This is a genomic window from Devosia sp., from assembly GCF_028290625.1.
GTDB lineage: Bacteria > Pseudomonadota > Alphaproteobacteria > Rhizobiales > Devosiaceae > Devosia.
Window position 1 is genome coordinate 120,419 of record NZ_JAQGJM010000012.1, and the last position, 21,991, is coordinate 142,409.

Consider the following 21,991-nt stretch of genomic DNA (forward strand, 5'->3'; position numbering starts at 1 on the left):
CTATTCGCCGTGCAGTCGGCCGGCGCACCAGTCTTCGAAGCCGTTCTCGGTGACACCGATCAGGATGTCTTCCTTGCGGATACCGATTGCCACCAGCTTGGTGACCATGGATTTGTAGAGGCCGCGCTTCTGGTCGGCGCTGTATTTGTGAACCATCAAGATCTGGATCAGCACCAGGTTCTGCCGGTTGCCCAGGCCATAATCGGGGTCGAACACCATCTCGCCCTCCTCGCGGGGGCGGAAGATCTGGAACTTGTCGAGCGGGTTGACGTCGAGCGCCTCGACGAAGGATTTTTGCAGTTCCACGCTCATCTGCTTGGCATGGGCGTCGTACATCTTGCGCGACATATCGACTTGAACGAGGGGCATGAAGAACTCCAATGATGATGGTGGAGGGCCGTGCCCTCAGAGAGCCTGGGTGAGAATGTCGCGACAGTCGGCGGCGCTGGGAACGCGCGGATTGGTGGCGTGGCTGTGGTCGGCCAAGGCGCGCTCGATGACCCAATCGAAATGGGCGGTGGTGACGCCGAGTGCGCCAAGGCCCGAGGGGATGGCCAGCCGACGGTTGAGGGCGTCTAGTTCGGCGGCGAGGTCTGCGCCATCGGAGAGGCCGAGCGCCTGGGTCAGCCGGCGCAGCTTGTCGGCGATTTCGGGGGCGTTGAAGCGGACCACCAGCGGCATCAGGATGGCATTGAGGGTGCCGTGATGCAGCTTGAGGTCCTTGAGGCCACCCAAAGCGTGGCTCAACGAATGGACGGCGCCGAGGCCCTTCTGGAAGGCAAGGCCGCCCATCAGCGCGCCCATCAGCATTTCGCCGCGGGCGTCGAGATTTTGCCCGTCGGCGCAGGCGCGTTCGAGATTGCGCCAGATGTGGCCGGCGCCGTCGAGCGCGATGGCTTCGGCCGGCGGATTGATGCGCGGGGAGCACAGGGTTTCGATGCAATGGCTGAGCGCGTCGAGGCCGGTCGCGGCGGTCAGGCCGGGCGGGAGACCAGTGGTCAGTTCGGGGTCGCAGATGGCGCGCTTGGGGATCAGATGGGGCGAGATGATGCCGAGCTTGCGGCCATCGTCGAGGGTCAGCAGGGCCGCGCGGCCGACCTCGGCGCCGGTGCCGGCAGTGGTGGGAATGGCGATGACGGGGGCCACGGAGGCGGTGATGCGGTCGAGCCCGCCGTAGATCACCGCGTATTGTTCCAGATCGCCCGCATGGGTCGCGAGCAATGCCACGCCCTTGGCCAGATCGATCGGCGAGCCACCGCCCAAAGCCACCACGCCGTCGCAGCCTTCCTGGCGGTAGAGCGCCAATGCTGCCGACACCGCCGACTCGGTCGGGTTGGGCGGCGTATCGAGGAATACCGGCGTTCCGGCGGGCATGAAGGCCAGCGCCTTGTCGGCGAGACCCGCCGCCTGAATGCCCTTGTCGGTCACAAGGAGCGGTCGCTTCAGCCCAAGTTCGGCAATGGCGTCCTTGAGCGTGGCGATGACGCCCGGACCGAAGTCGACGCTGGTGAGATAGGCGATGCGGGCCATGGGATTACCGTTCGATCCGTTGTCCAGTGGTGGCGTCGAACAGATGCAGGCTTCCGGTCTCGGGGCTGACACGCAGGTTCTCGCCCGGCCCGACCGTGAGGCGCTCGCGGAACACGCCCATCACCTCGTGCCCGGCCAGGCGCATGAGCACCTGAGTTTCCGCACCCGTCGGCTCGACGGTCAAAATCTCTGCCGGGATGCCGTTGGGATCAAGCCGGAAATGTTCGGGACGGACGCCAAGGGTTGCCGAAGCACTGTCGGGAACGGCGCGATCCAGTGCGATGCGCGTGCCATCGGCGGCGATAAATGCACCGTCGGCGACCTTGCCGCCCAGCAGGTTCATCGCGGGCGAACCGATGAAGCCGGCGACGAACAGGTTGGCGGGACGATCATACAGGTCCAGCGGCGTGCCGATCTGTTCGACGACGCCGTCATGCATGACGACGATGCGGTCGGCCATGGTCATGGCTTCGATCTGGTCGTGGGTCACATAGATCATCGTAGTCTTGAGGCGCTGGTGGTTCTGCTTGATCTCGGAGCGCATCTGCACGCGCAATTTAGCGTCGAGATTGCTCAGCGGCTCATCGAACAGGAACACTTTTGGATCGCGCACCATGGCGCGGCCCATGGCGACGCGCTGGCGCTGGCCGCCGCTGAGATGGCGCGGATAGCGCTTCAAATAGGGATCGAGGCCCAGGACTGTCGCGGCCTTGCCGACGCGCTGGTTGATCTCGTCCTTGCCGGCGCGGGCCAGCTTGAGCGAGAAACCCATATTCTGCTCCACCGTCATATGCGGGTAGAGCGCGTAGCTCTGGAACACCATGGCGATGTCGCGCGCCTTGGGCGGCAGTGAATTGACGACCTTGCCGTCGATGGCGATCTCGCCGCCAGAGATTTCCTCCAGCCCCGCAATCATGCGCAGCAGCGTCGACTTGCCACAGCCCGAGGGGCCGACAAGGATGACGAATTCGCCATCGGCGATGTCGATGCTGACGCCGTGCAGGATTTCCAGTGCGCCATAAGACTTGCGCGCATTGCGGATGCTGACTGAGCCCATCTCGTTCTACTCCTGATCGTCCCAGCGCGGGGATTTGGCCGGATCGATGCGGCGATAGCCGCGATTGAGGGCGCGCATCTGGTCCATCTCGGCGGGGCTGAGCGCCACCGAAAGGGCTGCATAATTGGCGCGCAGATTGGCCTCGCTACCCGAAGCGGGGATGACGATGTGGCCCTCCCCCATCAGGAAGGCCAGGGCGATGGCCGATGGCCCGACGCCGTGTTTGGTGGCGATGGCGTTGATGGACGGATCGGCGTTGACTTCGCCCTTGGCCAGCGGCTGGTAGGCGGTCAGCGGCATGCCCATGGCGCGCGAATAGTCGCGAAGCTTTGGCGTCTGCAGGAAGGGATGGATTTCCATCTGGTTGGTGGCGATGGCACCCTCGCCGAGCAGTTTGCGGGTCCGTTCCAGATCGGCGATGGGGAAGTTCGACACCCCAATCAGGCGGGCAAAGCCTCGGTTCTTGGCTTCGGCCAGTCCCAGCATGTAATCCTCGAACGGCACCTGATCATTCTGGCTGGGCCAGTGGATCAGCAGCAGATCGACCTGATCGACGCCAATGGTGGCGAGGCTCCGCTCGACGCTGGGCAGGAAATCCTCTTTGTCGAGCATGGTATCGGCCACCTTGGTGGTGACGAACAGCTCGTCGCGACGCAGGCCCGAGCGGCGCACGGTCTCGCCGACCTGCTTTTCGGTATCGTAACTCTGAGCCGTATCTAGGTGGCGATAGCCGATCTCGATGGCCTTGAGCATCGCCTCGACACCAGCGTCGCCGGTGCGTCCGAAGGTGCCGAGGCCGAGCTGAGGGATTGGTCCGGAATAGGTCATCGTCAGCCCTTGGTGGCGCCAGCGGTCAGGCCGCCGACGAACATTTTCTGGAATACGAGGAACAGCAGCGCGATCGGCAGCGTCATCACCACGGATGCCGCCATCACCGCGCCCCAGTCGGTATTGAACTCGGTGGAGAATTCCGCCAGCCCGATCGGCAGCGTCTTGACCGAGCTGTCGGTGGCAAAGCACAGCGCGAAAATGAACTCGTTCCAGGTGGTGACGAAGGCATAGACGATCACCGCGACGAGGCCCGGCAGCGACAGCGGCAGGGTAATGCGGAACAGCACACCCATACGCGATGCGCCATCGATGATCGCCGCTTCTTCCAGCTCCACCGGAATGGCCTTGAAATAGCTGGTCAACATCCACACGCTGAGTGGCAGCGTCACGATCATATAGACCAGGATCAAGCCCCAATAGGTATTGACCAGACCGAGCACGCGCAGAGTAATGAACAGCGGCACGATGATCGCTGCCGTCGGCAGCAATTGGCCGACCAGCACGAAGGCCTGCCAGAACGCCTTGCCCTTGAAGTCGAAGCGGGCAAAGCCGTAGCTGGCAAAGATCGCCAGGATCAACGCCAGCCCGGTCGAGCCGACGGAGATGATGACGCTGTTGAGGAAGTAGCGCGGGATATTACTCTCGAACAGCACCTTGTAATAATTGTCGAGGCTCGGCACTGCCGGCCACCAGATCGGCGGCACGGAATAGAGTTCCTTGAGCGTCTTGATCGAGGACAGCCCCATCCAGACGAAGGGGAACAGGCAGACCACGATTACCAGGATCGAGCCGATCAGGATGACGGGCCAGCCGAGGCCTGGCTTTTTCATTTTCGGCTGTGCGGAAACGTCCATTGCGGGCGCGGTCATTTGGCCTCTCCCGGCTGCGCGGACAGCACCTTGATGTAGATGAAGACCACCACGATGGTGACGGCGAAGAAGATCACCGACAGCGCCGCCGCCTGGTTGAACTGAAAGCTCTCGAAGGCGGAGCGGAAAATCTGGATGGGGGTGATCAGCGTCTTGTTGGCCGGGCCGCCACGAGTGATGGCGTAGATGATGGTGATCGAGTTGAGGCCCCAAATCACCAGCAGCAGCGTCACCGCGGTGATCACCGGGCGCACCGAGGGCAACATGATGTACCAGACCTCCTCCCAGAAGGTGGCGCCGTCGACGCGCGCGGCTTCATAGAGGTCGTTGGGAATGGATTGCAGGCCGGCCAGCACCATGATGGCGACGAAGGGGAACAGCTTCCACACATTGATGGCGATCAGGACCGGCATCACCGTATCCTTGTTGGTCAACCAGCCGATGGGATTTTGCAGCACGCCGGTGCCGGTCAGCATGTAGTTGATGATGCCGAATTCGGTATGGAACATCCACGCCCAGGTGGTCGCTGCGACGATGCCCGGCACCACCCACGGGATCAGCGTGATCGCCCGCAGTGCGCCGCGCCCGAAAAAGCTCTGGTTAAGCAGGATGGCGGTCAGCGTGCCCAGCACGACCTGGAACACGATGGAGCCGAACACCCAATAGATGGTGTTGATGAAGGCCTGCACCGTCACCTTGGGCTTGAGCACGGCGGCGAAATTGTCGAGGCCGGAGAAATTGCCCTTGGCATCGGTGACGCTGAGCAGCCCGGTATAGGCTACCGGATAGGCAATCAGCATGAACAGCACGATCAGTGCCGGCAGCGCGAACAGCAATCCGGTCTGCGATTTCATGACTGATCTTCCTGCTGTGCCAAGGCTCAAGATGGCGGCGCGGCAATGCGGCCGGCGCGAGCGGTGGCGATGATGAACGGCGGGCCCGAAATGGCTCCCCGGGGCATGACACCCCGAGGAGCTGTCGCGGGAGGAGCGCGCCTAGCTGTCCAGGAGAGCCTGGATTTCTTCGTTGGCCTGATCCATGGCCTCCTGCGGCGTCTGCTCGTCGAGCATGATGCGCTGCAGGCCATCGAAATAGGCTTGGGTGATCTGCACCCAGTTCTTGTGGATCGGCACCGGCCGCGCGTAGGGCAGCATGGACTTGAACACGCTCAGGATCGGATCGTCGAACCGTGGCAGCGCCTGCGAGGACACGCGCACCGGGAATGTATCGGTGAAGAAGCCCTGGTTTTCCGTGGTGTTGAGGAATTGCAGGAACAGCTTCGCATCGGTCGGGTTCTTGGCATCCTTGGGGATGACATAGCTCCAGCCGCCGAGCACGCCGGCGGTATTGACGCCTTCGGGATGCGGAATCGGGAACACGCCGATATCGATGGCTGGGTTTTCCGTCTTGATCGAGGGAATATCGAACTGGCCACCGAGGTAGGACGACACGGTGCCGGCGATGAACAGGCGCCGCGCCGCGGTGCCGTCATTCTCCAGCGTCGAGGCCGGCGACAGGCCCTTCTTGAGGAAGTCGGTATAGAAGGTGACGCCCTTGACCGTTTCGGGCGAATTGGCGGTCGCGGTGGTCATGTCATCGGAGATCAGCGCACCGCCGGCCATCCATACGTAAGGCAGGGACGCGGTGATGGTATTGCCCATCTCGCCGCCGCCGGTGATGGCGAAGCCGGACTTGCCGTTGACGGAGAGCTTGGTCGCGGCATCGACGAACTGGTCCCAGGTCTGGGGCGGGTTGGCGGGGTCGAGGCCGACAGCGGTGAAATCACCCTTGTTGAACACCACCGCACGGGTTTCCATGCGGTAGGGAATGGCCCAGAGCTGGTTGTCCCAGGTGACGTAATCGATCGCCGCCTTGGTGTAATCGTCCTTGTCCTGGATGGTATCATCCAGCGGAATGATCAGGCCATTTTGGGCGTAGCCGTTCACCCAGCCGTGCTGGACTTCGATGATATCGGGGGCGCCGCCGGACTGCAGGGCCGTCAGCACGCGCTGCGGCAAGCCGTCGGACACGGTGATTTCCGCCTTGATGGTGATGCCGGGATTGGCGGCCTGGAACTTCTCGACCAGTTCCTTGGCGCGGGCCTCGCCCCAATTGGGGGTCCACCACACCACTTCGCCCGCAAAGGCGGCAGTGCTCAGCGTCAAGCTCGAGACAGTCAGGGCCAGCATTGCTGCCGCGCTCGTCAACTTCATATCGTCCTCCCGTAAGGCGGCCGTTGGGCCGCGGTTTTCTCAAAGGCCCAGCGGGGACCTTTATTCCTCATGCCGCAGTGGCGGCCACGTTAACTTCGAAAGTTTCGAAGCTCGTGTTGTTATCTTTCGGACGCTATCGAAGGGGTTTTATCGCGTCAAGGCGAAAATTATCGCTAATCCGCGCTCTTGCCAAGCGCGGCGCAACGATGTTTATTCCGTTCAAATCGAAACAGTCGAAGAAATTATCGAAACTTTTGTGCAGCGATCGGCGACGTTACCGTGCAAGCTCTGGGCTTGCGCAGTGTGAGGTTGAGGCCCGATAAAGGCCGGAAAGCGGGCACCGCCGCGATCGACGGCAGAGGGAATGGAATAGGCATGACGCGCGGTCGAAACCTTCACGCAAGCCAACAGGATGGCGCCCGGCGCGTGACCATGGCGGAAGTCGCGGCCGCCGCCGACGTTTCGATACCAACGGTATCGAAGGTTCTCAACGGGCGCTTCGATGTGGCCGTGGAAACGCGCGAGCGGGTGGAAGCGGCGATCAACACCTCCGGCTATGCCCGGGGCAAGCGCAAGAAGGACGAGGCTCCCTGGTTGATCGACCTGGTATTCTCCGACTTCGGCCCCTACGCCATCGAAATCATCAAGGGCGCCGAAGAGGCCGCCCTCGCCAACAAGTGCCGCATCGCCGTTTCGGCCCTATCGGACGATCCCAAGGAAACCCGCTGGCTGAGCAATATCGGTTCGGGGCGCACCGATGGCGTCATCCTGGTGTTTGCCGAGCTATCCCCGACCCATCGCCAGCGTCTGACGGCCCTGAACGTGCCGGTCGTCATCGTCGATCCGCTGGGGCATCCCGATCCGAGCACGCCCTCGATCGGCGTCACCAATTGGGCGGGCGGGATGACGGCGACCGATCACCTCATCAGCCTGGGCCATAAGCGCATCGGCATGATTGCCGGCCGACCGGCGACGCTGTGTAACCAGCAGCGGCTCGATGGCTACCGCGCCGCGCTGACCCGGGCCGGCATCGAGGTCGATCCGGCGTTGATCTTCACCGGCGCCCGCTTCCATCCCACGGCACTGAATGCCGCCTCGGCGATGCTCGACCTGCCCAACCCGCCAACCGCCATCTTCACCACCAGCGACCTGCATGCCATGGGCGTCTATGAGGCCGCGCGCCTGCACGGCCTGCGGCTGCCCGACGATCTGAGCGTGGTGGGGTTTGACGATATCCCGATGGCCGAATGGGTCTCGCCGCCGCTGACCACCATGCGCCAGCCGCTGGCGGAAATGGCTGGGCTGGCCGTCCAGATGCTGCTGGGCAAGGGATCGTCGGACCTCAGCCATCGCATCGAGCTGGCTACGAGCCTTGTCGTGCGCTCCAGCACAGCCCCGCCACGCGTACAAAAATAGCCGCGCCAAACCTCTAACCTGTCGAGACCCAGTTCATGAGCGATCGTTTCCTGCGCGTCAGTGGCACCAAGATTTTGGATGCCAATGGCAAGGCCGTCTCACTGCGCGGCTACAATATCGGTGGTTTCATGAACATGGAGAACTTCCTCACCGGGTTCCCGTCCACCGAGTCGCTGCACCGCGACGCCATGCTGCGCGCCCTTGGGCCGGAGCGCTATGCGCTCTATCTCGAGCATTTCATGGCGGCGTTCTTTTCCGACGAGGACGCGCGCTATCTCGCCTCGCTGGGCATGAATCACGTGCGCATCCCGTTCAACTACCGCCATTTCGAGAATGATGATCGCCCGTTCGAAATGAAGGAAGCCGGCTTCCGTCTGCTCGACAGCGTCATCGCCATGTGCGAGCGCCACGGGCTCTACGCCATCCTCGACCTGCATGCCCTGCCCGGCGCGCAGAACATGCATTGGCACAGCGATAATGCCACCCACAAGGCGCTGTTCTGGCAGCACCGGCACTTCCAGGATCGCGCGGTCAATATCTGGGAAAAGCTGGCGACGCGCTACAAGGGCAATGCCACGGTGGCGGGCTACAACATCATGAATGAGCCAGGCGATGCCAGTAACCTCAAGATCAAGCCGTTCTATGATCGCGCCATCGACGCCATCCGCGCAATCGATCCCGATCACATCATCTTTCTCGACGGCAACCGCTATGGCCAGGACTTCAGCGCCTTCGAGGGGTTCGATCCCTATCCGAACACGGTCTATGCAGCGCATGACTACAAGCTGCCCGGCTACTCCTATGGCGGGCCCTATCCGGGGCTGACGCGCGGAATTTTCGTCGATCGCGCCAATGTCGAAGCGACCTTTCTCAAGCGTACCGAGTTCATGCGTCAGACCGGCACGCCGATCTGGATCGGTGAGTTTGGCCCGGTGTTCACCGGCGATCCCGAGCGCGACGCCGACCGCTATCATCTGCTGGAGGACCAACTCGATATCTACAACGAGCACGACGCGCACTGGTCGCTCTGGGCCTATAAGGATGTCGGCGGCCAGGGCCTGGTCTATGCCGCCGCCGACTCGGCCTGGCGGGCGCGCATCAAGCCGGTGGTCGACAAGAAGGCACGGCTGGGCGTCGACAGCTGGGGCTCCAGCGACGCCGACGTGCGCTATATCATGGGGCCGGTCGAGGCGACCATGGACACGGAATATCCGGGCTTCGACCCATTTCCATTTGGGCGGCAGAACTGGGCGCAGCAACTGGTGCGCAGCATCATGCTCGGCGAGCCGATGGCCGAGGACTTTGGCGCGCTGTTTGCCGATATCGACAATGATGAAACGGTGATCGAACTGGCCGAGTCGTTCGCACTGGGCAATTGCGTACGCCGGCAGCGGCTGGCCGAGGTGATCGCGGCCCGCACAGGCCTCAGCTGATCGAATAGCCTCCGTCAACCACCAGCGTCGTGCCGGTGACAAAGGCGGCGACGGGGGAACAGAGATACAGCACCGCGCCCGCCACGTCGTCGGGACTGCCCCAGCGCTTGAGCGGGGTGCGGGCCAGGATTGGGTCCGAGCGCGCGGGATCGTCGCGCAGAGCCTGGGTCAACGGTGTGGCGATCCAGCCAGGCGCCACCGCGTTGACCCGAATGGCATCTGGCGCATAGGCAATGGCCAGCGACTTGGTGAGCTGCGAAATACCGCCCTTGCTGGCGGAGTAACCGGGAACCAGGCCGCCACCAAAGATCGATAGCATGGAGGCGAGGTTGACGATGGCGCCAGTGCCGGATTTCGCCAGCAGCGGGCGCGCCGCCGCGCAGCAGCGCATGGTGCCGTTGAGGTTGATGTCGACGACCTGCTCGAACACGACAGGATCCAGTTCGTCGCCGCGCCGGATAATGCCGGCGCAGTTGACGAGGATGTCCAGCGACGGCAAACCGGCGACCAGGTCATTGACCGCCCCGCCATCGCGCACGTCGAGCAGTTTCAGGCTGGCTTTGGCGAAGTCGATGTCGCCAGCCAGCGCATCGGCCTCGCTCTGCGCCACGCCGGCCGCCGTGACCGAGGCCCCTGCCCGCAGGAAGGCCCGCGAAACGGCCGCGCCGATGCCGGAAGTTCCTCCGGTCACCAACACGGTCTTGCCGCCGTACCAGCCGGCGGCCCATTGGTAGTCCAGATTATCGGCCATGGTCAGCGGATGAACTGGTCGACATAGCCGCCGCCCAACCCCACTTTTTCATAGTGAGCGCGGCACATGTCGATCTTGGTGAACACGTCCTCATAGCCGACATGCTTGTTGTTCTCATCGAGATAAACCATCGAGCCGGTGATATTGAAGAAGGTGATCATCTCGGGACAATCCTCGGGCACCATCAGCGTATGCACCTCGCCGGGCGGCTCGAACACGTAGGAGCCGGTTTCGGCGACCCAATCGTGCTCCTTGTAGAACCAGCGCCCCTTGATGACGTAGCCATGCACCGGGTTGGGATGCAGGTGTCGCGACAGCACGCCGGCCCGGCGCACCCGCAGCAGGTTGCACCACTGCCCCGCCAGCGTATTGAGCATTAGCGGGCGGAACCAGACATTATCGGCCTGGGGCACCCAGACGCGCTCGTCCTCGGGCATGGCCGGCACCGCAATTTCCTTGGGCGCCAGGGGATGGGCCGAGCCGGCCATATTCTGGTACATGCGGCGTCTCCTGTTTCCGGCTAACGCTTCTGGGCGTCACGCCAGGCAATATACTCATCCTGCACCGCTTCGGTGAGCGGGTAGTATTTGCGCAGATCGCCGCCCTGCGAAAGGCGGTAGCGGGCGAATTCTTCCCATTCGGCGTGCTTGCTGGCCCCCCTCGATCAGCTTGGCGGCCATTGCCACCGGCACCACCACGACGCCATCGTCATCGGCGACGATGATATCGCCGGGCATGACCAAGGCATTACCGCAGGCGACCGGCACATTGACGGCCCAGGGAATGAGACTGGTCTGGGCATGGTAATTCGGTGTCACGCCTTTGACCCAAATGCCCAGGTCGAGCTTTTTGGCCTCGGCGGAATCGCGGATACAGCCGTCGATGACGACGCCGGCACCGCCGCGTCCGGCAAAATAGGTGAGCATCATTTCGCCGAATACGCCGCTGGCCATGTCGCCGCGCGCATCCACCACCACCATGTCGCCGGCCCGGGCCGGATAGAGCACGTGGCGGTGCAATTGGCGCTCGGGATTTTCATATTCGTCGGAGCCGTAAAGATCTTCGCGCTTGGGCATGAATTGCAGCGTCAAGGCGGGCCCGGCGACGGAGTAGCCGGACTTCAGCGGTCGCGGCCCGTGGATTTGCGCATCGCGAATGCCCATCAGGCTGAGCTCGCTGCTGGCCGTGGCGGTGCCGATCGCCGCTAGAGCGTCGCAATATTCGCGGGGCGGACGGATGATGTCTTTGATGTCGGATGGAGACTGCAATTTCAGGCCTCGTGGGAAAGGAAAAACGGCTGGGCCGTCATTTCGTCGGCTGCGCCACCGCGCCGGTGGCGACACCGGTCGTGTTCATCGAGCCATCGAACAGGGGAACATTGGTCGCCTCATAGGGGAAACGGGCGCAGGCTTCCTCGTTGAGCTCGACACCAAGGCCCGGCGCGGTCGGGGCCAGCATGTAGCCGTTCTCGAATTGCAGCGTCTCGTGCACCAGTTCCTTGCGCCATGGCACGTCGATGGAGACGGTTTCGAACACGGTGAAATTGGGGATCGCCACCGACATGTGCAGCGTCATGGCGTTCATCACCGGGCCGACCGGATTGTGCGGTGCGATCGGGATGAGATGGCTATGCGCCATGTGGGCGATGCGCTTGGTCTCGCCCATGCCGCCGGCATGCGATACGTCGGGCTGCAGGATATCGACGGCCTTCTTGCTCAGCGCTTCGAGGAACCGCGCCGGCTCATAGAAGCGCTCCCCTGCCGCGATCGGCACCGGGCTATGGGCGCGCACATCGGCCAGCGCATCGATGCTTTCTGGCGGCGTCGGCTCCTCGATCCAGGTCAGGTCATAGGGCGCCAGCGCCTTGCACATGGCGATGGCGGTGGGGACATTGAGCCGGCCATGCACATCGAGCATCAGGTTGATATCGGGCCCGACGGCATCGCGCACTGCCTCGACGATTTCGATGGTGGTGCGGCGCTGCTTGCGGTCCATTTCGAGGTCCGCGGTATCGAAAGGGTCCCATTTGAGCGCGTTGTAGCCCAGGGCCACCGCGTTGCGGGCATTGGCCGCATATTGCTCGGGCGTGGTGGCGCCGAAGAACCAGTGATTGGCGTAGCAGGCGACGCGGTCGCGATATTTGCCGCCCAGCAGTTCGAACACCGGCACGCCCAGCGCCTTACCCTTGATGTCGAGCAAGGCCGCCTCGATGCCGCCGAGCGCCGTGCGGAACACGGCGCCGGTGCGCCAATAGCTGTCGCGGTGCAACTGCTCGATGATGGCGTCGACGGCGAAGGGGTCGCGGCCGATCAGCACGCGCTCCAGTTCCTCCAGCGCGGCCACCACGGTCATGGTTTTCCACTCCAGCGTCGCCTCGCCCAGCCCGTCGATGCCGTCATCGGTATAGAGTTTGACGAAGACGAAATTGGTGCGGGACGCGTTGGCCACGAAGGTCTTCAGTCCGGTGATTTTCATGCGATGTCCTCGACGGCGTCTTGCGCCACTTGGCAGCCGGCTTGCCCAGCTATCCAAATATGAACTTTGACTATTCAGATTGCTATGCTAAATCTCGGCCACGGATTGTCAATCGCATTGACGCGTGAAGGAGCGAAATGAGCGACGCCGCGCCCCATGATGTTCCGGTGATCGAGCGCATGATGGACATTCTGGGCGCACTGGAGCAGCGCGGCACGGGCCTGACCATCAGCGAACTCACCAGTGCATTGGCGCTGCCGCGCACGACGATCTACCGGATCTTGAACACGCTGCAGCGCCATGAAGTGGTGCGTCGCGATGCGAGCGGGGCCTACCATCTGGGGCGGCGTCTGCTGTCGCTGGCGGCCCATGTGGCCACTCAAGCCAGCGAGATCGACCTCGCCGCGATCTGTCAGCCGCATCTGGACCGGCTGGCGCTGGAACTGGGCGAAAGCGTCAAGGTCAGCGTGCTGTCGCAGGAAGGCATTCTGGTGTTGGCGGCAGCTACGGGCCGGCGCGAATATGCGCTGAGCGTGGCGCCTGGCCAGCACGTGCCGATCCATGCCGGCGCCGCCAGCAAGCTGCTGCTCGCCTATATGGACGCACCGGCACTCAACCTGTGGCTGAGCCGGCCGCTCTCGGCCTACACCGCCAAAACCATTACCGATCCGAAGCGCCTGCGCAGCGAGGTGGTGCGAATCAAGCGCCAGGGCTGGGCGCAGGACAGCGGCGAGAACGCGCCGGGCGTGCAGGCCTTCGCCGCGCCGATCTTCACAAGGGGCGGTGAGATGGTGGCGGCGCTCAGCATTCCGTTTTTATCGGGCACCGATGCGGCGCGGATGGAAGAGATACGCCTCGCCACCATCGGGGCGGCGCAAGCCATCAGCGGCGACATGCCGGGCTGAGCGGCCAGAAGCGACAAAAAGTGCCTTCGCGCGACCGTGGTAGCCCTCGCAAAAAATAATGATTTCGTGAACGGATTCTGAACTGCGGGTTCAGTGCCGGTTCGTTTGGGCGGGCCTAGTCTCAGGTCATCGAAACAGCGGCACCGCACGGGCCGCACCCCAACAGGAGAGACAAAATGAGCCGCACCTTCCTTATTTCCGCCGCCGTCGCCGCTGTCCTCGCCTTCGCCGCAGCACCGAGCATGGCCAATGACGTCTTCATCGACCAGGCCGGCTGGGGCAACACCGCCGGCGGCGGTCAGATCGGCACCGGCAACATCATCGGTGTCCACCAGAATGGCATCTGGAACCAGGCCATCGGCCAGCAGCAGGGCAATGGCAACGTTGGCGCCATCGGCCAGGACGGCTTCAACAACTACGGCGAGACCAACCAGGTTGGTAACAACAACGCCGCTGGCGTTGGCCAGTTCGGCGCCAACCACACCGCCATCCTGACCCAGGACGGCAATGGCAACGTCGCCGCCGGTGTCCAGGTCGGCAACAACTGCGCCGCCAATGTCGCCCAGCACGGTTCGGGCAATGTCGCAGCCTTCGTTCAGGCCTGCCCCTGATCCGGCCACCATCTGAAATTTTTGGGGCCGGGAGGACACAGCGCCTCCCGGCCTTAATGACATCAACCCGAACACAGGAGACTCAGATGAGCATTTTCGATTCCCGCCTCCGCATTATCGCCGTCCCGATCCTGCTTGGCCTCGGGCTTGTCGGCGTCGCCGCCACCAGCGGCCAGGCCAAAAGCCAGGACCCCACAGTCTGCGGCATCAATGCCACCAGCAATGGCGGCATGATCGCGCTGCAGGCGGCTTTCACCTCCGATGTCGATGTCAGCGGCAGCTATCAGCTCCAGGTGGTCAGCTCCGGTCCCGGCGGCAATTCCAATATCAGCCAGGGCGGCGCCTTCGCAGCGCCGGCCAATCAGACGGTCACGCTGGGCCAGGTTTCGATCAACGAGGGCGCTACCTACGAGGTCAGGTTCAAGGTCACCGCCGATGGCATCGATCTGGACTGCTCGCAGACCATTCCCAGCCGCACCTGAAACCACTCAATCGCCACCAAGGGCTCCGGGCAACCGGGGCCCTTTTTGTTTGCACGGGCGGCGCCAAATCCGTGAACGAAGTCTGAATACGTCGCTCCAGATCGGTTCAGTCCCGGGGTGCCAATGTGTGGTCATCGGCTGGAACACCAGCATCAACGCCAACGCCAAGCACCCAGGAGAGACATCATGACCAAGACCTTCAAAACCGCCATCGTCGCCGTACTCGCCCTCACCATGGGCGCTTTCAGCCTTGCCGCCCCCGCCATGGCCAATGGGCAGGTTTCCGTCAGCTACACCCCCACCGACCCGGACGAAGCCGAAGCGCTCGGCGTGGGCCTGCAGCTGTTCTCGATCTTCAACGGTATGAATGCCCACGGCGCCAATGTCAGCCAGAACGGCAATGGCAATTCGGCCGGCGTCGACCAGCAGGGTTCGGGCAATGGCGGCGTGGTGTATCAGGAAGGCAATGGCCACAACGGCACCATTCACCAGAACGGCAACAACAACAATTGCGGCCTGTTCCAGTTCGGCGAAAACACCGATGCCGAATGCGTCCAGAACGGCGATAACGGCTCCAGCGTCACCGGCGTGTTCGGCTTCTGATCCAGCCACCGCCGCGACAATTCAAACGGCGTCCTTTAGGGGCGCCGTTTTGCCTTGCCCTGCCCATTCCTTGATCGTCTCGCGCCTTGGCACATTCCTTGTGCAGAGATTGCCGCGAGGCGCTTGCTAACCCTTTCCATATTTGTCAGACATATGTCATCTGACACACTTCGGTGCCTGTTGGGGGAACGCAGCCGGGCGGCAAACCATCGCCGCCGGATGTTGCGAGGGGACGCAAATGAATTGGCTCTGCAACAAGGAGGGAGCTGAATGAACGCACTGCTCAAAATAGCGGGCGCGCTGGCGCTGGCGGTCGGACTGGCCGTGCCGGCACTGGCCCAGACGACGCTGGTCGCGCCGGGCCAGAACACGTCTGGCACCTATATGGACTACATGAAGACGGTCTATGCGCGTGCCACCTATGCCGAAGTGCTGCAGATACCGCTGACCAGCTTCGACAAGGATTTCACACTGACCGCGCTCGGCGCCGAAAGCTGGGACCAGTCGGCAGACGGGCTGACCTGGACCTTTCATCTGCGCCCGGGCCTTGTGTGGAGCGATGGCGAAAAGCTGACCGCCGAAGACTATGTGTTCGCGCTGCAACGCGCCGCCACCGATGGCTATGATTTCAACTGGTACTGGGACTTTGCCGGCGGCATCAAGAACTGGAAAGACGTCACCGAAGGCAAGGCCGACGTGTCCACCCTTGGCCTCAAGGCCGTCGACGACATGACCATCGAAGTCACCACCGCCGCGCCCAAGCCGTATCTGCCGAGCGTGGTCAGCCTGTGGTATCCGGTACCCAAGCACCAGTTCGACAAGTATGGCGACGACTGGGCGACCAATATTGACACCGTGATTTCGTCGGGCCCGTATCTGCTTGATAGCTGGGAGAAGTCGAACAATTCGGTCGTTCTGGTCAAGAACCCGACCTATACGGGGCCGTGGCAGTCCGAAGTCGATCGCATCGAAATCGATCCGACGCTGGGCGCGCCTGAAGTGGGCCTGCCGGCCTTCCTCGCCGGCGACGCCGATTACTCGTTCCTCAATACCGGCCAGGTGCCGGTGGCGAGCCAGCGCTATCCCGACGGCATCCGCAAGAACGCGGTGTTCGCGGTGTCCTATATCTCGTTCGACCTGAACTCGGCCCCGTTCAACGATGTCAATGTGCGCAAGGCGTTCTATTACGCCGTCAACCGTGACGAGCTGACCTCGACCGTACTCAAGGACATCGCCATCCCGGCCGGCTCGATCCTAGCGCCCGGCTATCCTGGCTACAATGCCGAGATCGCTGCCGAAGCCGTGTTCGATCCTGCAAAGGCCAAGCAATTCATGGCCGATGCCGGCTTCCCGGACGGCAAGGGTTTTCCCGAAATCGAGATCTGGTATCGCGAAGAGGGTGGCTATAACGGCGCGATCGTGCCGCCGATGGCCCAATACCTGCAGTCCCAGTTCAAGGACATCCTGGGCATTACCATGAATATCAAGGTAATGCCGACGCAGGACTGGATGGATGGCCTGTTGAAGAAGAAGAACAACATCTTCATCGCGCCCTATGAATATGACTATCTCGATCCGTCCAACTTCTTCGGCATTTTCTACAATGGCGGCCGTCACGACCACCATGTGGAAGCCTATGACAAGCTGGTCGCCGCCGCCGACAGCAACCCGGTCTGGGAAGAGCGCCTCAAGCTTTATGCCCAGGCCGAACAGGTGCTGATCGACAATGCGTCGATCGTGCCGCTAGTGCATCCGATCACTATTGCGGTGCTCTCCGACCAGCTCGGCGGCGATGCATCGACGCCCAACAAGCAGGGTTTCACCCCGCTCGATCGACTGGCCCACTACTTCTTCACGCACCTGACCAAGAAGTAGTCGACCCGCAAAAGCGCTTCCCGGATCCTCCCCGGGAAGCGCGCCTTTCATAAGAGTCCTTGTTGGTCGCGTTTCCGAACCGGAAAACCGCTTGGCACTTTTCCTGGAAACGCTCCGCCGGATTTCATTATGAAGCTTGTCGAAATCAACGGACTGACCGTCAGTTTCAGCCAATATGGCGGGGACGTCGCAGCGGTCCGCGGCGTCAGCTTCCACCTCAATGAGGGCGAGAGCCTGGGCATTGTGGGCGAATCCGGTTCCGGCAAATCGGTGACCTGCATGGCGCTGCTGCGCCTGCTCGGCGCCAATGCCAAAATCGGCGCCAAGTCGATGATCCTCGATGGCGTCAACGTTCTGGATGCCGATGCGGAAGGCCTGGCGCAGTTGCGCGGCCGCTCCGCCGCGATGATTTTCCAGGACCCGATGACGGCCTTCGATCCGGTCTTCACCATCGGCCACCAGATTGCCGAAACCATTCGCGCCCATCGCAAGACCGCCAAGCGCGTCGCCTGGGCCGAGGCCGAGCAGCTCCTGCTGCGCGTTGAAATCAAGAACGCCAAGGATGTGCTGAACTATTATCCGCACCAGCTTTCCGGCGGCATGCTGCAGCGCGCGATGATCGCCATGGCGCTGAGCTGCCGGCCGAAAGTGCTGATCGCCGACGAGCCGACCACCGCGCTCGATGTGACCATCCAGGCGCAGATCCTGCAGTTAATCAAAAAGGTGCAGGCCGAGTTCGGCATGGCGCTGATCATGATCACTCACGACCTCGGCGTCATCGCCGAGACGGTCGATCGCGTGCTGGTCATGTATGGCGGCGAGGTGATGGAAGAAGGCTGGGTACAGGACATTTTCGATGCACCCAAGCACAGCTATACGCAGACCCTGCTGGCGAGCCTCAAGGCCGGCGCAACCAAGCCGGACGACACGGGCGAAGTGGACGACACGGCCGTGCCGGCGCTGGAACTGCGCGGCCTGTCCAAGACTTACCGCGTCCATCAGGGCCAGGGCTTGTCGCGCAAATATGCCGATTTCCGTGCTGTGCGCACCGTCGACCTGGTGCTGCCGCGCAACAAGATAGTTGGCCTAGTGGGCGAGTCCGGATCTGGCAAGACCACGACCGGCATGATGGCGCTGCGGCTGACCGAGCCAAGCGGCGGACAAATCCTGGTCGACGGCAGCGATATCTCGATGCTGGAGCCGGCCGCGCTCAAAGGCTTCCGCCGCCGCATGCAGGTGGTGTTCCAGGACAGTTACTCGGCGCTCGATCCGATGATGACACTGGCGCAGATCGTCGCCGAACCTCTGCATATCCATGGCATCACGCCCGGCAAGCAGCAGACCGAAACGGCGCTGGACTGGCTGGAAAAAGTCGGCCTCGACCGCAATTTCGGCCAGCGTTACCCGCATGAACTGTCCGGCGGCCAGCGTCAGCGCGTGGCCATTGCGCGAGCGCTGATCCTCGGGCCGTCCGTGCTGGTTGCGGACGAGCCGACCTCGGCGCTGGATGTCACCGTCAAGGCGCAGATCATCGGGCTGCTCAAGCAATTGCAGCGCGAAATGGGCCTCTCCATGCTGTTCATCAGCCATGATCTGGGCACGGTGCGGACGCTGACCGACACAGTGGTGGTGATGTATCGCGGCCGTGTGGTCGAGCAGGCGCCGACCGCGCAGATTTTCGAGAACCCGCAGCATCCCTATACGCGGGCCCTGCTCGATGCGATCCCGGCCAGCAATCCGCGCGACAAGCGGCACCGCACCTTCCTCAGCGCCGCCGATATCGACGCGGCGACCCCGCGCTACACAGTTATCCAGACCGGGATGGCGCCGAACGCCGCGCCGCAACTGGTGAGTATTGCGCCCAATCATCTTGTCGAAGCGGTGGTGACCACATGATCGCGTTCATCCTGCGCCGGCTGGTATCGATCGCCGTGACCTTCATCGTGGTTTCGCTGATCATCTTTCTGATGATGCACGCTATTCCGGGCGGTCCGTTCGACGGCCACGACATGCCGCTATCGGATGCCGTGCGCGCCAAGCTGATGGCCCGGCTAGGGCTCGATCAGCCGCTGCATGTGCAATACCTAAACTACATGTGGGGCGTGCTGCATTTCGATTTCGGTGTGCCCTATCAGAGCCCCGGCGATACGATCATCGGGCTGCTCTCGCGGGCGTGGATCCCGAGCCTCGTGCTGGGCGGCGCCGGCGTTTTGATCGGTGCTCCGCTGGGCGTGCTGCTCGGCATGGCGGCGGCGCTGAACCGCAATACCTGGATCGATTATCTGGCCTCCACCTTTGCGACGCTGGGCCTGACCATCCCGGTCTTCGTCATCTCGCTCATGTTGATCCTGGTGTTCGCGGTCTGGCTCAACTGGCTGCCGGCGAGTGGCTGGGGCAAGCCGGAGCGCTGGATTCTCCCCATCATCGCCTATGCGGCCATCCCGCTGGCGACCTATGCGCGCTACACCCGCTCGGCGATGCTCGATACGCTCAACCGACCATTCGTGACCGTGTTGCGGGCCAAGGGGCTGAGCGAGCGCCGGATCATTTTCCAGCATGTGCTGCGCAATTCGGCGATCCCGCTGGTCACCGTATTCCTTCCCATGTTCATCGGCACGGCGACGGGCTCGATCTTCGTTGAGGCGATGTTCCGTGTGCCGGGGCTGGGTTCCTACTTCGTCTCCAGCATCGAAAAGCGCGATTATCCGCTGGAAATGGCGCTGATGCTGATGATCACCATGATGTACTGCCTGGCCTATCTGTTCTCCGACATTGTCTATGCGCTGCTCAATCCGCGCATCCGCGCCGGAGGCAAGCCATGAGCGCCGAGACGCTGATCCCCGCGGCGCTGGCGCCCAAATACCGGCAACGCAGCCCGCTGTATTTTGCCTGGCGGCGTTTTACCGGCAACAAGGCGGCGCTGGTGGCAGGCGCGATCGTTATGATCTTGATCCTGATGGCGATTTTCGCACCGCTGATCACCCCGATTGGCCCGGAACAGCAGGCGTTTTTGACCCAGGCGCTGGCGTTTCCTTCGGCCGAGCACTGGTTCGGCGTCGATGACCTGGGCCGCGATTTCTATACGCGCATCGTCTATGGCGCGCGGGTGTCGCTGACCATCGGGTTCTCGGCCGCCGCATTCAGCGTTCTCATCGGCATTCCGCTGGGGGCGCTGGCCGGATATTACGGCGGCAAGGTCGATTGGTTCATCATGCGCATCATCGAATTGTTCTCGGTGGTGCCGCCGCTGCTGGCCGCCATGCTGCTGGCGACGCTGACGCATGGCGGGTTTTTCACCATCGTGCTGATCGCCGCACTGTTCGGCTGGGTGAATGTGTGCCTGCTGGTGCGGGCACAGGTTAAGTCCTTCCGCGAAAAGGAGTTTGTCCGCGCCGCTCAGGCGCTGGGGGCATCGCCGTGGTACATCATCCGGCGGCATTTGATCCCCAATTCTATCTCACCGATCATTGTCGGTTTCGTGCTGGCGATCCCGCTCGCCATGATGCTAGAGGCCAGCTTGAGCTTCCTTGGTATCGGCGTGCCACCACCGACGCCGAGCTGGGGGCAGATGATCAGTATCGGTTTGAATTTCATGTTCTTTTACTGGCACATGGCGGTTTTTCCAACTGCTGCGCTGGCCATCACCGTGCTCGCGACCACGCTGTTCGGCGATGGACTGCGCGATGCCCTCGATCCCACCCTGAAAGGGCGTTGACGTGTCCGAAAACCTAGCCCGGCAGTTCCTCATTCGCGAGGATGTCGTCTTTCTCAATCACGGCTCGTTCGGCGCTTGCCCGCGCCCGGTGTTCCAGGCGTATCAGAACTGGCAGCTTGAGCTGGAAAGCCAACCCGTTGAATTTCTTGGACGAAAGCTGACCGAGAACATGCGGGGGCCGCGGGTGGCGCTGGCGGCAGAGCTGGGAACCAGCTCGGACAATATTGTCGGACTGACCAACGCGACGTTGGGGCTGAACATCGTCGCGCAGTCGCTCGACCTCAAGCCCGGCGACCAGATTTTGACCACTGACCACGAATATTCGGCGCTGGAAAAGACCTGGGCCTATGTGTGTCGCAAGACTGGCGCAGAGGTCGTTACGGTTAGCATTCCGTTACCATTGACCACAGCAGAACAGTTCACCGACACGCTTATTGCGGGCATGACGGAACGCACAAAGGTGTTGTTCCTCAGCCACATAACCTCGCCAACGGCTTTGCTGTTTCCGATCGAGGCCGCGATTGTCGAAGCGCGCAAGCGGGGCATCTGGAGTGTTATAGACGGGGCGCATACCCCCGGGCATATCAAGCTCGATCTGGATTCCATCGGCGCCGATTTTTATGCCGGCAATTGCCACAAATGGATGATGGCGCCCAAGGGTTCGGCGTTTCTTTATGCGCGGCCGGAACTGCAGGGCCTGCTCAATCCGCTGGTGATTTCCCACGGCTGGACTGCGGAGTCGAAAGAGGCTGGCGCCAAGGGCGCGTTCGGCAATTCGCCGTTCATCGACGAAATCGAAATGCAGGGTACGCGCGATCCGGCCGCCTGGCTGGCGGTGAGCGCGGCGCTGGATTATCGGCGCGACAATGACTGGTGGGACGTGTCCGCCCATTGCCAGGCGCTGGCGCAGGATACTGCGCGGCGGCTGGCGGCGATCACCGGATTGCCGGCGCTGAGCAGCCCGGAATTTTCCGCCCCACAAATGGTCGCGATGCCGATTCCGGATTGCGATACCGATTGGCTCAAGATTGCCCTCTTGGAGCAGTACAGCATCGAAATCCCGGTGTTCAAATGGCAGGATCACCATATCGCCCGCGTGTCGGTGCAGGGCTATAACTCCAAGCCGCAGATGGATTTGCTGATCGAGGCGCTGACTACGCTGCTTGGACTCAACAAGAGCGCCGCCCGCTCGGCGTGACGCTGGGCTGACACGGCGCCGAAAACG

The 21,991-nt window shown here is 62.5% G+C and carries 21 protein-coding genes and 1 pseudogene; 11 read left to right on the plus strand and 11 right to left on the minus strand.

Going from position 1 to position 21,991, the window contains the following annotated elements; translation table 11 throughout:
- The 7 genes from JWR51_RS06430 to JWR51_RS06460 form a co-directional block, all read right to left on the minus strand.
- Complete coding sequence (locus tag JWR51_RS06430; RefSeq protein WP_299745262.1) at positions 1-369, minus strand: tautomerase family protein; 369 nt, start codon at positions 367-369, stop codon at positions 1-3.
- A 36-nt stretch (positions 370-405) separates the two neighbouring features.
- Positions 406-1,530 (minus strand): iron-containing alcohol dehydrogenase, encoded by a 1,125-nt coding sequence (locus tag JWR51_RS06435; RefSeq protein WP_299745265.1) that lies wholly within the window; start codon positions 1,528-1,530, stop codon positions 406-408.
- A gap of 4 nt (positions 1,531-1,534) precedes the next feature.
- Complete coding sequence (gene ugpC / locus JWR51_RS06440; RefSeq protein WP_299745267.1) at positions 1,535-2,587, minus strand: sn-glycerol-3-phosphate ABC transporter ATP-binding protein UgpC; 1,053 nt, start codon at positions 2,585-2,587, stop codon at positions 1,535-1,537.
- Between the two features lie 6 nt (positions 2,588-2,593).
- Positions 2,594-3,415, minus strand: coding sequence for an aldo/keto reductase (locus tag JWR51_RS06445; RefSeq protein ID WP_299745269.1), 822 nt, complete (start codon positions 3,413-3,415; stop codon positions 2,594-2,596).
- Between the two features lie 2 nt (positions 3,416-3,417).
- On the minus strand, positions 3,418-4,287 hold the full coding sequence (locus tag JWR51_RS06450) for a carbohydrate ABC transporter permease (RefSeq protein WP_299745271.1): 870 nt from the start codon (positions 4,285-4,287) through the stop codon (positions 3,418-3,420).
- A complete protein-coding gene (locus JWR51_RS06455) occupies positions 4,284-5,141 on the minus strand; it encodes a sugar ABC transporter permease (RefSeq protein WP_299745274.1) in 858 nt (285 codons plus the stop codon). Before JWR51_RS06455 ends, JWR51_RS06450 begins: the two co-directional genes overlap by 4 nt.
- Before the next feature lie 141 nt (positions 5,142-5,282).
- Positions 5,283-6,500: a sugar ABC transporter substrate-binding protein gene (locus tag JWR51_RS06460; protein WP_299745277.1), complete on the minus strand. Its 1,218-nt coding sequence runs from the start codon at positions 6,498-6,500 to the stop codon at positions 5,283-5,285.
- A gap of 432 nt (positions 6,501-6,932) precedes the next feature.
- Here JWR51_RS06460 and JWR51_RS06465 point away from each other — a divergent pair, with 432 nt between their 5' ends.
- Complete coding sequence (locus tag JWR51_RS06465) at positions 6,933-7,916, plus strand: LacI family DNA-binding transcriptional regulator (protein ID WP_299745280.1); 984 nt, start codon at positions 6,933-6,935, stop codon at positions 7,914-7,916.
- A gap of 35 nt (positions 7,917-7,951) precedes the next feature.
- Positions 7,952-9,349, plus strand: a complete 1,398-nt coding sequence (locus JWR51_RS06470; protein WP_299745283.1) for a glycoside hydrolase family 5 protein — start codon at positions 7,952-7,954, stop codon at positions 9,347-9,349.
- On the opposite strand, the gene JWR51_RS06475 is transcribed toward JWR51_RS06470, so the two are convergent.
- The 4 genes and pseudogenes from JWR51_RS06475 to dgoD all read right to left on the minus strand — a co-directional run bounded on the left by JWR51_RS06475 (position 9,342) and on the right by dgoD (position 12,575).
- Positions 9,342-10,100, minus strand: a complete 759-nt coding sequence (locus JWR51_RS06475; RefSeq protein ID WP_299745285.1) for an SDR family oxidoreductase — start codon at positions 10,098-10,100, stop codon at positions 9,342-9,344. The genes JWR51_RS06470 and JWR51_RS06475 overlap by 8 nt on opposite strands.
- A 2-nt stretch (positions 10,101-10,102) precedes the next feature.
- Positions 10,103-10,600, minus strand: a complete 498-nt coding sequence (locus JWR51_RS06480; RefSeq protein WP_299745288.1) for a 2,4'-dihydroxyacetophenone dioxygenase family protein — start codon at positions 10,598-10,600, stop codon at positions 10,103-10,105.
- A gap of 20 nt (positions 10,601-10,620) precedes the next feature.
- Positions 10,621-11,350, minus strand: a pseudogene (locus tag JWR51_RS06485) (ribonuclease activity regulator RraA).
- Between the two features lie 55 nt (positions 11,351-11,405).
- Positions 11,406-12,575, minus strand: coding sequence for a galactonate dehydratase (gene dgoD / locus JWR51_RS06490; RefSeq protein WP_299745290.1), 1,170 nt, complete (start codon positions 12,573-12,575; stop codon positions 11,406-11,408).
- Between the two features lie 137 nt (positions 12,576-12,712).
- Here dgoD and JWR51_RS06495 point away from each other — a divergent pair, with 137 nt between their 5' ends.
- The 9 genes from JWR51_RS06495 (at position 12,713) to JWR51_RS06535 (ending at position 21,964) form a co-directional block, all read left to right on the plus strand.
- Positions 12,713-13,480 carry an IclR family transcriptional regulator gene (locus JWR51_RS06495; protein WP_299745293.1) on the plus strand — a complete coding sequence of 256 codons (768 nt, stop codon included), beginning with the start codon at positions 12,713-12,715 and terminating at the stop codon, positions 13,478-13,480.
- A gap of 176 nt (positions 13,481-13,656) precedes the next feature.
- Entirely contained in the window at positions 13,657-14,091 is a 435-nt protein-coding gene (locus JWR51_RS06500) for a curlin (RefSeq protein ID WP_299745296.1), read from the plus strand.
- An 86-nt stretch (positions 14,092-14,177) separates the two neighbouring features.
- Positions 14,178-14,573, plus strand: a complete 396-nt coding sequence (gene csgH / locus JWR51_RS06505; protein ID WP_299745297.1) for a curli-like amyloid fiber formation chaperone CsgH — start codon at positions 14,178-14,180, stop codon at positions 14,571-14,573.
- A gap of 186 nt (positions 14,574-14,759) precedes the next feature.
- Entirely contained in the window at positions 14,760-15,176 is a 417-nt protein-coding gene (locus JWR51_RS06510) for a curlin (protein ID WP_299745299.1), read from the plus strand.
- A 270-nt stretch (positions 15,177-15,446) separates the two neighbouring features.
- On the plus strand, positions 15,447-17,051 hold the full coding sequence (locus JWR51_RS06515) for a peptide ABC transporter substrate-binding protein (RefSeq protein ID WP_299745301.1): 1,605 nt from the start codon (positions 15,447-15,449) through the stop codon (positions 17,049-17,051).
- Between the two features lie 129 nt (positions 17,052-17,180).
- Entirely contained in the window at positions 17,181-18,947 is a 1,767-nt protein-coding gene (locus tag JWR51_RS06520; RefSeq protein ID WP_299745304.1) for an ABC transporter ATP-binding protein, read from the plus strand.
- Positions 18,944-19,873 carry an ABC transporter permease gene (locus tag JWR51_RS06525; protein ID WP_299745307.1) on the plus strand — a complete coding sequence of 310 codons (930 nt, stop codon included), beginning with the start codon at positions 18,944-18,946 and terminating at the stop codon, positions 19,871-19,873. The genes JWR51_RS06520 and JWR51_RS06525 overlap by 4 nt, the downstream gene beginning before the upstream one ends.
- Positions 19,870-20,766 (plus strand): ABC transporter permease, encoded by an 897-nt coding sequence (locus JWR51_RS06530; RefSeq protein ID WP_299745310.1) that lies wholly within the window; start codon positions 19,870-19,872, stop codon positions 20,764-20,766. The genes JWR51_RS06525 and JWR51_RS06530 overlap by 4 nt, the downstream gene beginning before the upstream one ends.
- 1 nt (position 20,767) lies before the next feature.
- The gene (locus JWR51_RS06535) at positions 20,768-21,964 is read left to right on the plus strand and encodes an aminotransferase class V-fold PLP-dependent enzyme (protein ID WP_299745312.1); all 1,197 of its coding nucleotides are present in this window, start codon (positions 20,768-20,770) and stop codon (positions 21,962-21,964) included.
- The last annotated feature ends 27 nt before the right edge of the window (positions 21,965-21,991 follow it).

Excerpts from the sequence above, each read along its gene's own strand:
- JWR51_RS06430 (WP_299745262.1), bottom strand. The coding sequence starts at position 369 with ATGCCCCTCGTTCAAGTCGATATGTCGCGCAAGATGTACGACGCCCAT.
- JWR51_RS06435 (WP_299745265.1), bottom strand. The coding sequence starts at position 1,530 with ATGGCCCGCATCGCCTATCTCACCAGCGTCGACTTCGGTCCGGGCGTC.
- ugpC (WP_299745267.1), bottom strand. The coding sequence starts at position 2,587 with ATGGGCTCAGTCAGCATCCGCAATGCGCGCAAGTCTTATGGCGCACTG.
- JWR51_RS06445 (WP_299745269.1), bottom strand. The coding sequence starts at position 3,415 with ATGACCTATTCCGGACCAATCCCTCAGCTCGGCCTCGGCACCTTCGGA.
- JWR51_RS06450 (WP_299745271.1), bottom strand. The coding sequence starts at position 4,287 with ATGACCGCGCCCGCAATGGACGTTTCCGCACAGCCGAAAATGAAAAAG.
- JWR51_RS06455 (WP_299745274.1), bottom strand. The coding sequence starts at position 5,141 with ATGAAATCGCAGACCGGATTGCTGTTCGCGCTGCCGGCACTGATCGTG.
- JWR51_RS06460 (WP_299745277.1), bottom strand. The coding sequence starts at position 6,500 with ATGAAGTTGACGAGCGCGGCAGCAATGCTGGCCCTGACTGTCTCGAGC.
- JWR51_RS06465 (WP_299745280.1), top strand. The coding sequence starts at position 6,933 with ATGGCGGAAGTCGCGGCCGCCGCCGACGTTTCGATACCAACGGTATCG.
- JWR51_RS06470 (WP_299745283.1), top strand. The coding sequence starts at position 7,952 with ATGAGCGATCGTTTCCTGCGCGTCAGTGGCACCAAGATTTTGGATGCC.
- JWR51_RS06475 (WP_299745285.1), bottom strand. The coding sequence starts at position 10,100 with ATGGCCGATAATCTGGACTACCAATGGGCCGCCGGCTGGTACGGCGGC.
- JWR51_RS06480 (WP_299745288.1), bottom strand. The coding sequence starts at position 10,600 with ATGTACCAGAATATGGCCGGCTCGGCCCATCCCCTGGCGCCCAAGGAA.
- dgoD (WP_299745290.1), bottom strand. The coding sequence starts at position 12,575 with ATGAAAATCACCGGACTGAAGACCTTCGTGGCCAACGCGTCCCGCACC.
- JWR51_RS06495 (WP_299745293.1), top strand. The coding sequence starts at position 12,713 with ATGAGCGACGCCGCGCCCCATGATGTTCCGGTGATCGAGCGCATGATG.
- JWR51_RS06500 (WP_299745296.1), top strand. The coding sequence starts at position 13,657 with ATGAGCCGCACCTTCCTTATTTCCGCCGCCGTCGCCGCTGTCCTCGCC.
- csgH (WP_299745297.1), top strand. The coding sequence starts at position 14,178 with ATGAGCATTTTCGATTCCCGCCTCCGCATTATCGCCGTCCCGATCCTG.
- JWR51_RS06510 (WP_299745299.1), top strand. The coding sequence starts at position 14,760 with ATGACCAAGACCTTCAAAACCGCCATCGTCGCCGTACTCGCCCTCACC.
- JWR51_RS06515 (WP_299745301.1), top strand. The coding sequence starts at position 15,447 with ATGAACGCACTGCTCAAAATAGCGGGCGCGCTGGCGCTGGCGGTCGGA.
- JWR51_RS06520 (WP_299745304.1), top strand. The coding sequence starts at position 17,181 with ATGAAGCTTGTCGAAATCAACGGACTGACCGTCAGTTTCAGCCAATAT.
- JWR51_RS06525 (WP_299745307.1), top strand. The coding sequence starts at position 18,944 with ATGATCGCGTTCATCCTGCGCCGGCTGGTATCGATCGCCGTGACCTTC.
- JWR51_RS06530 (WP_299745310.1), top strand. The coding sequence starts at position 19,870 with ATGAGCGCCGAGACGCTGATCCCCGCGGCGCTGGCGCCCAAATACCGG.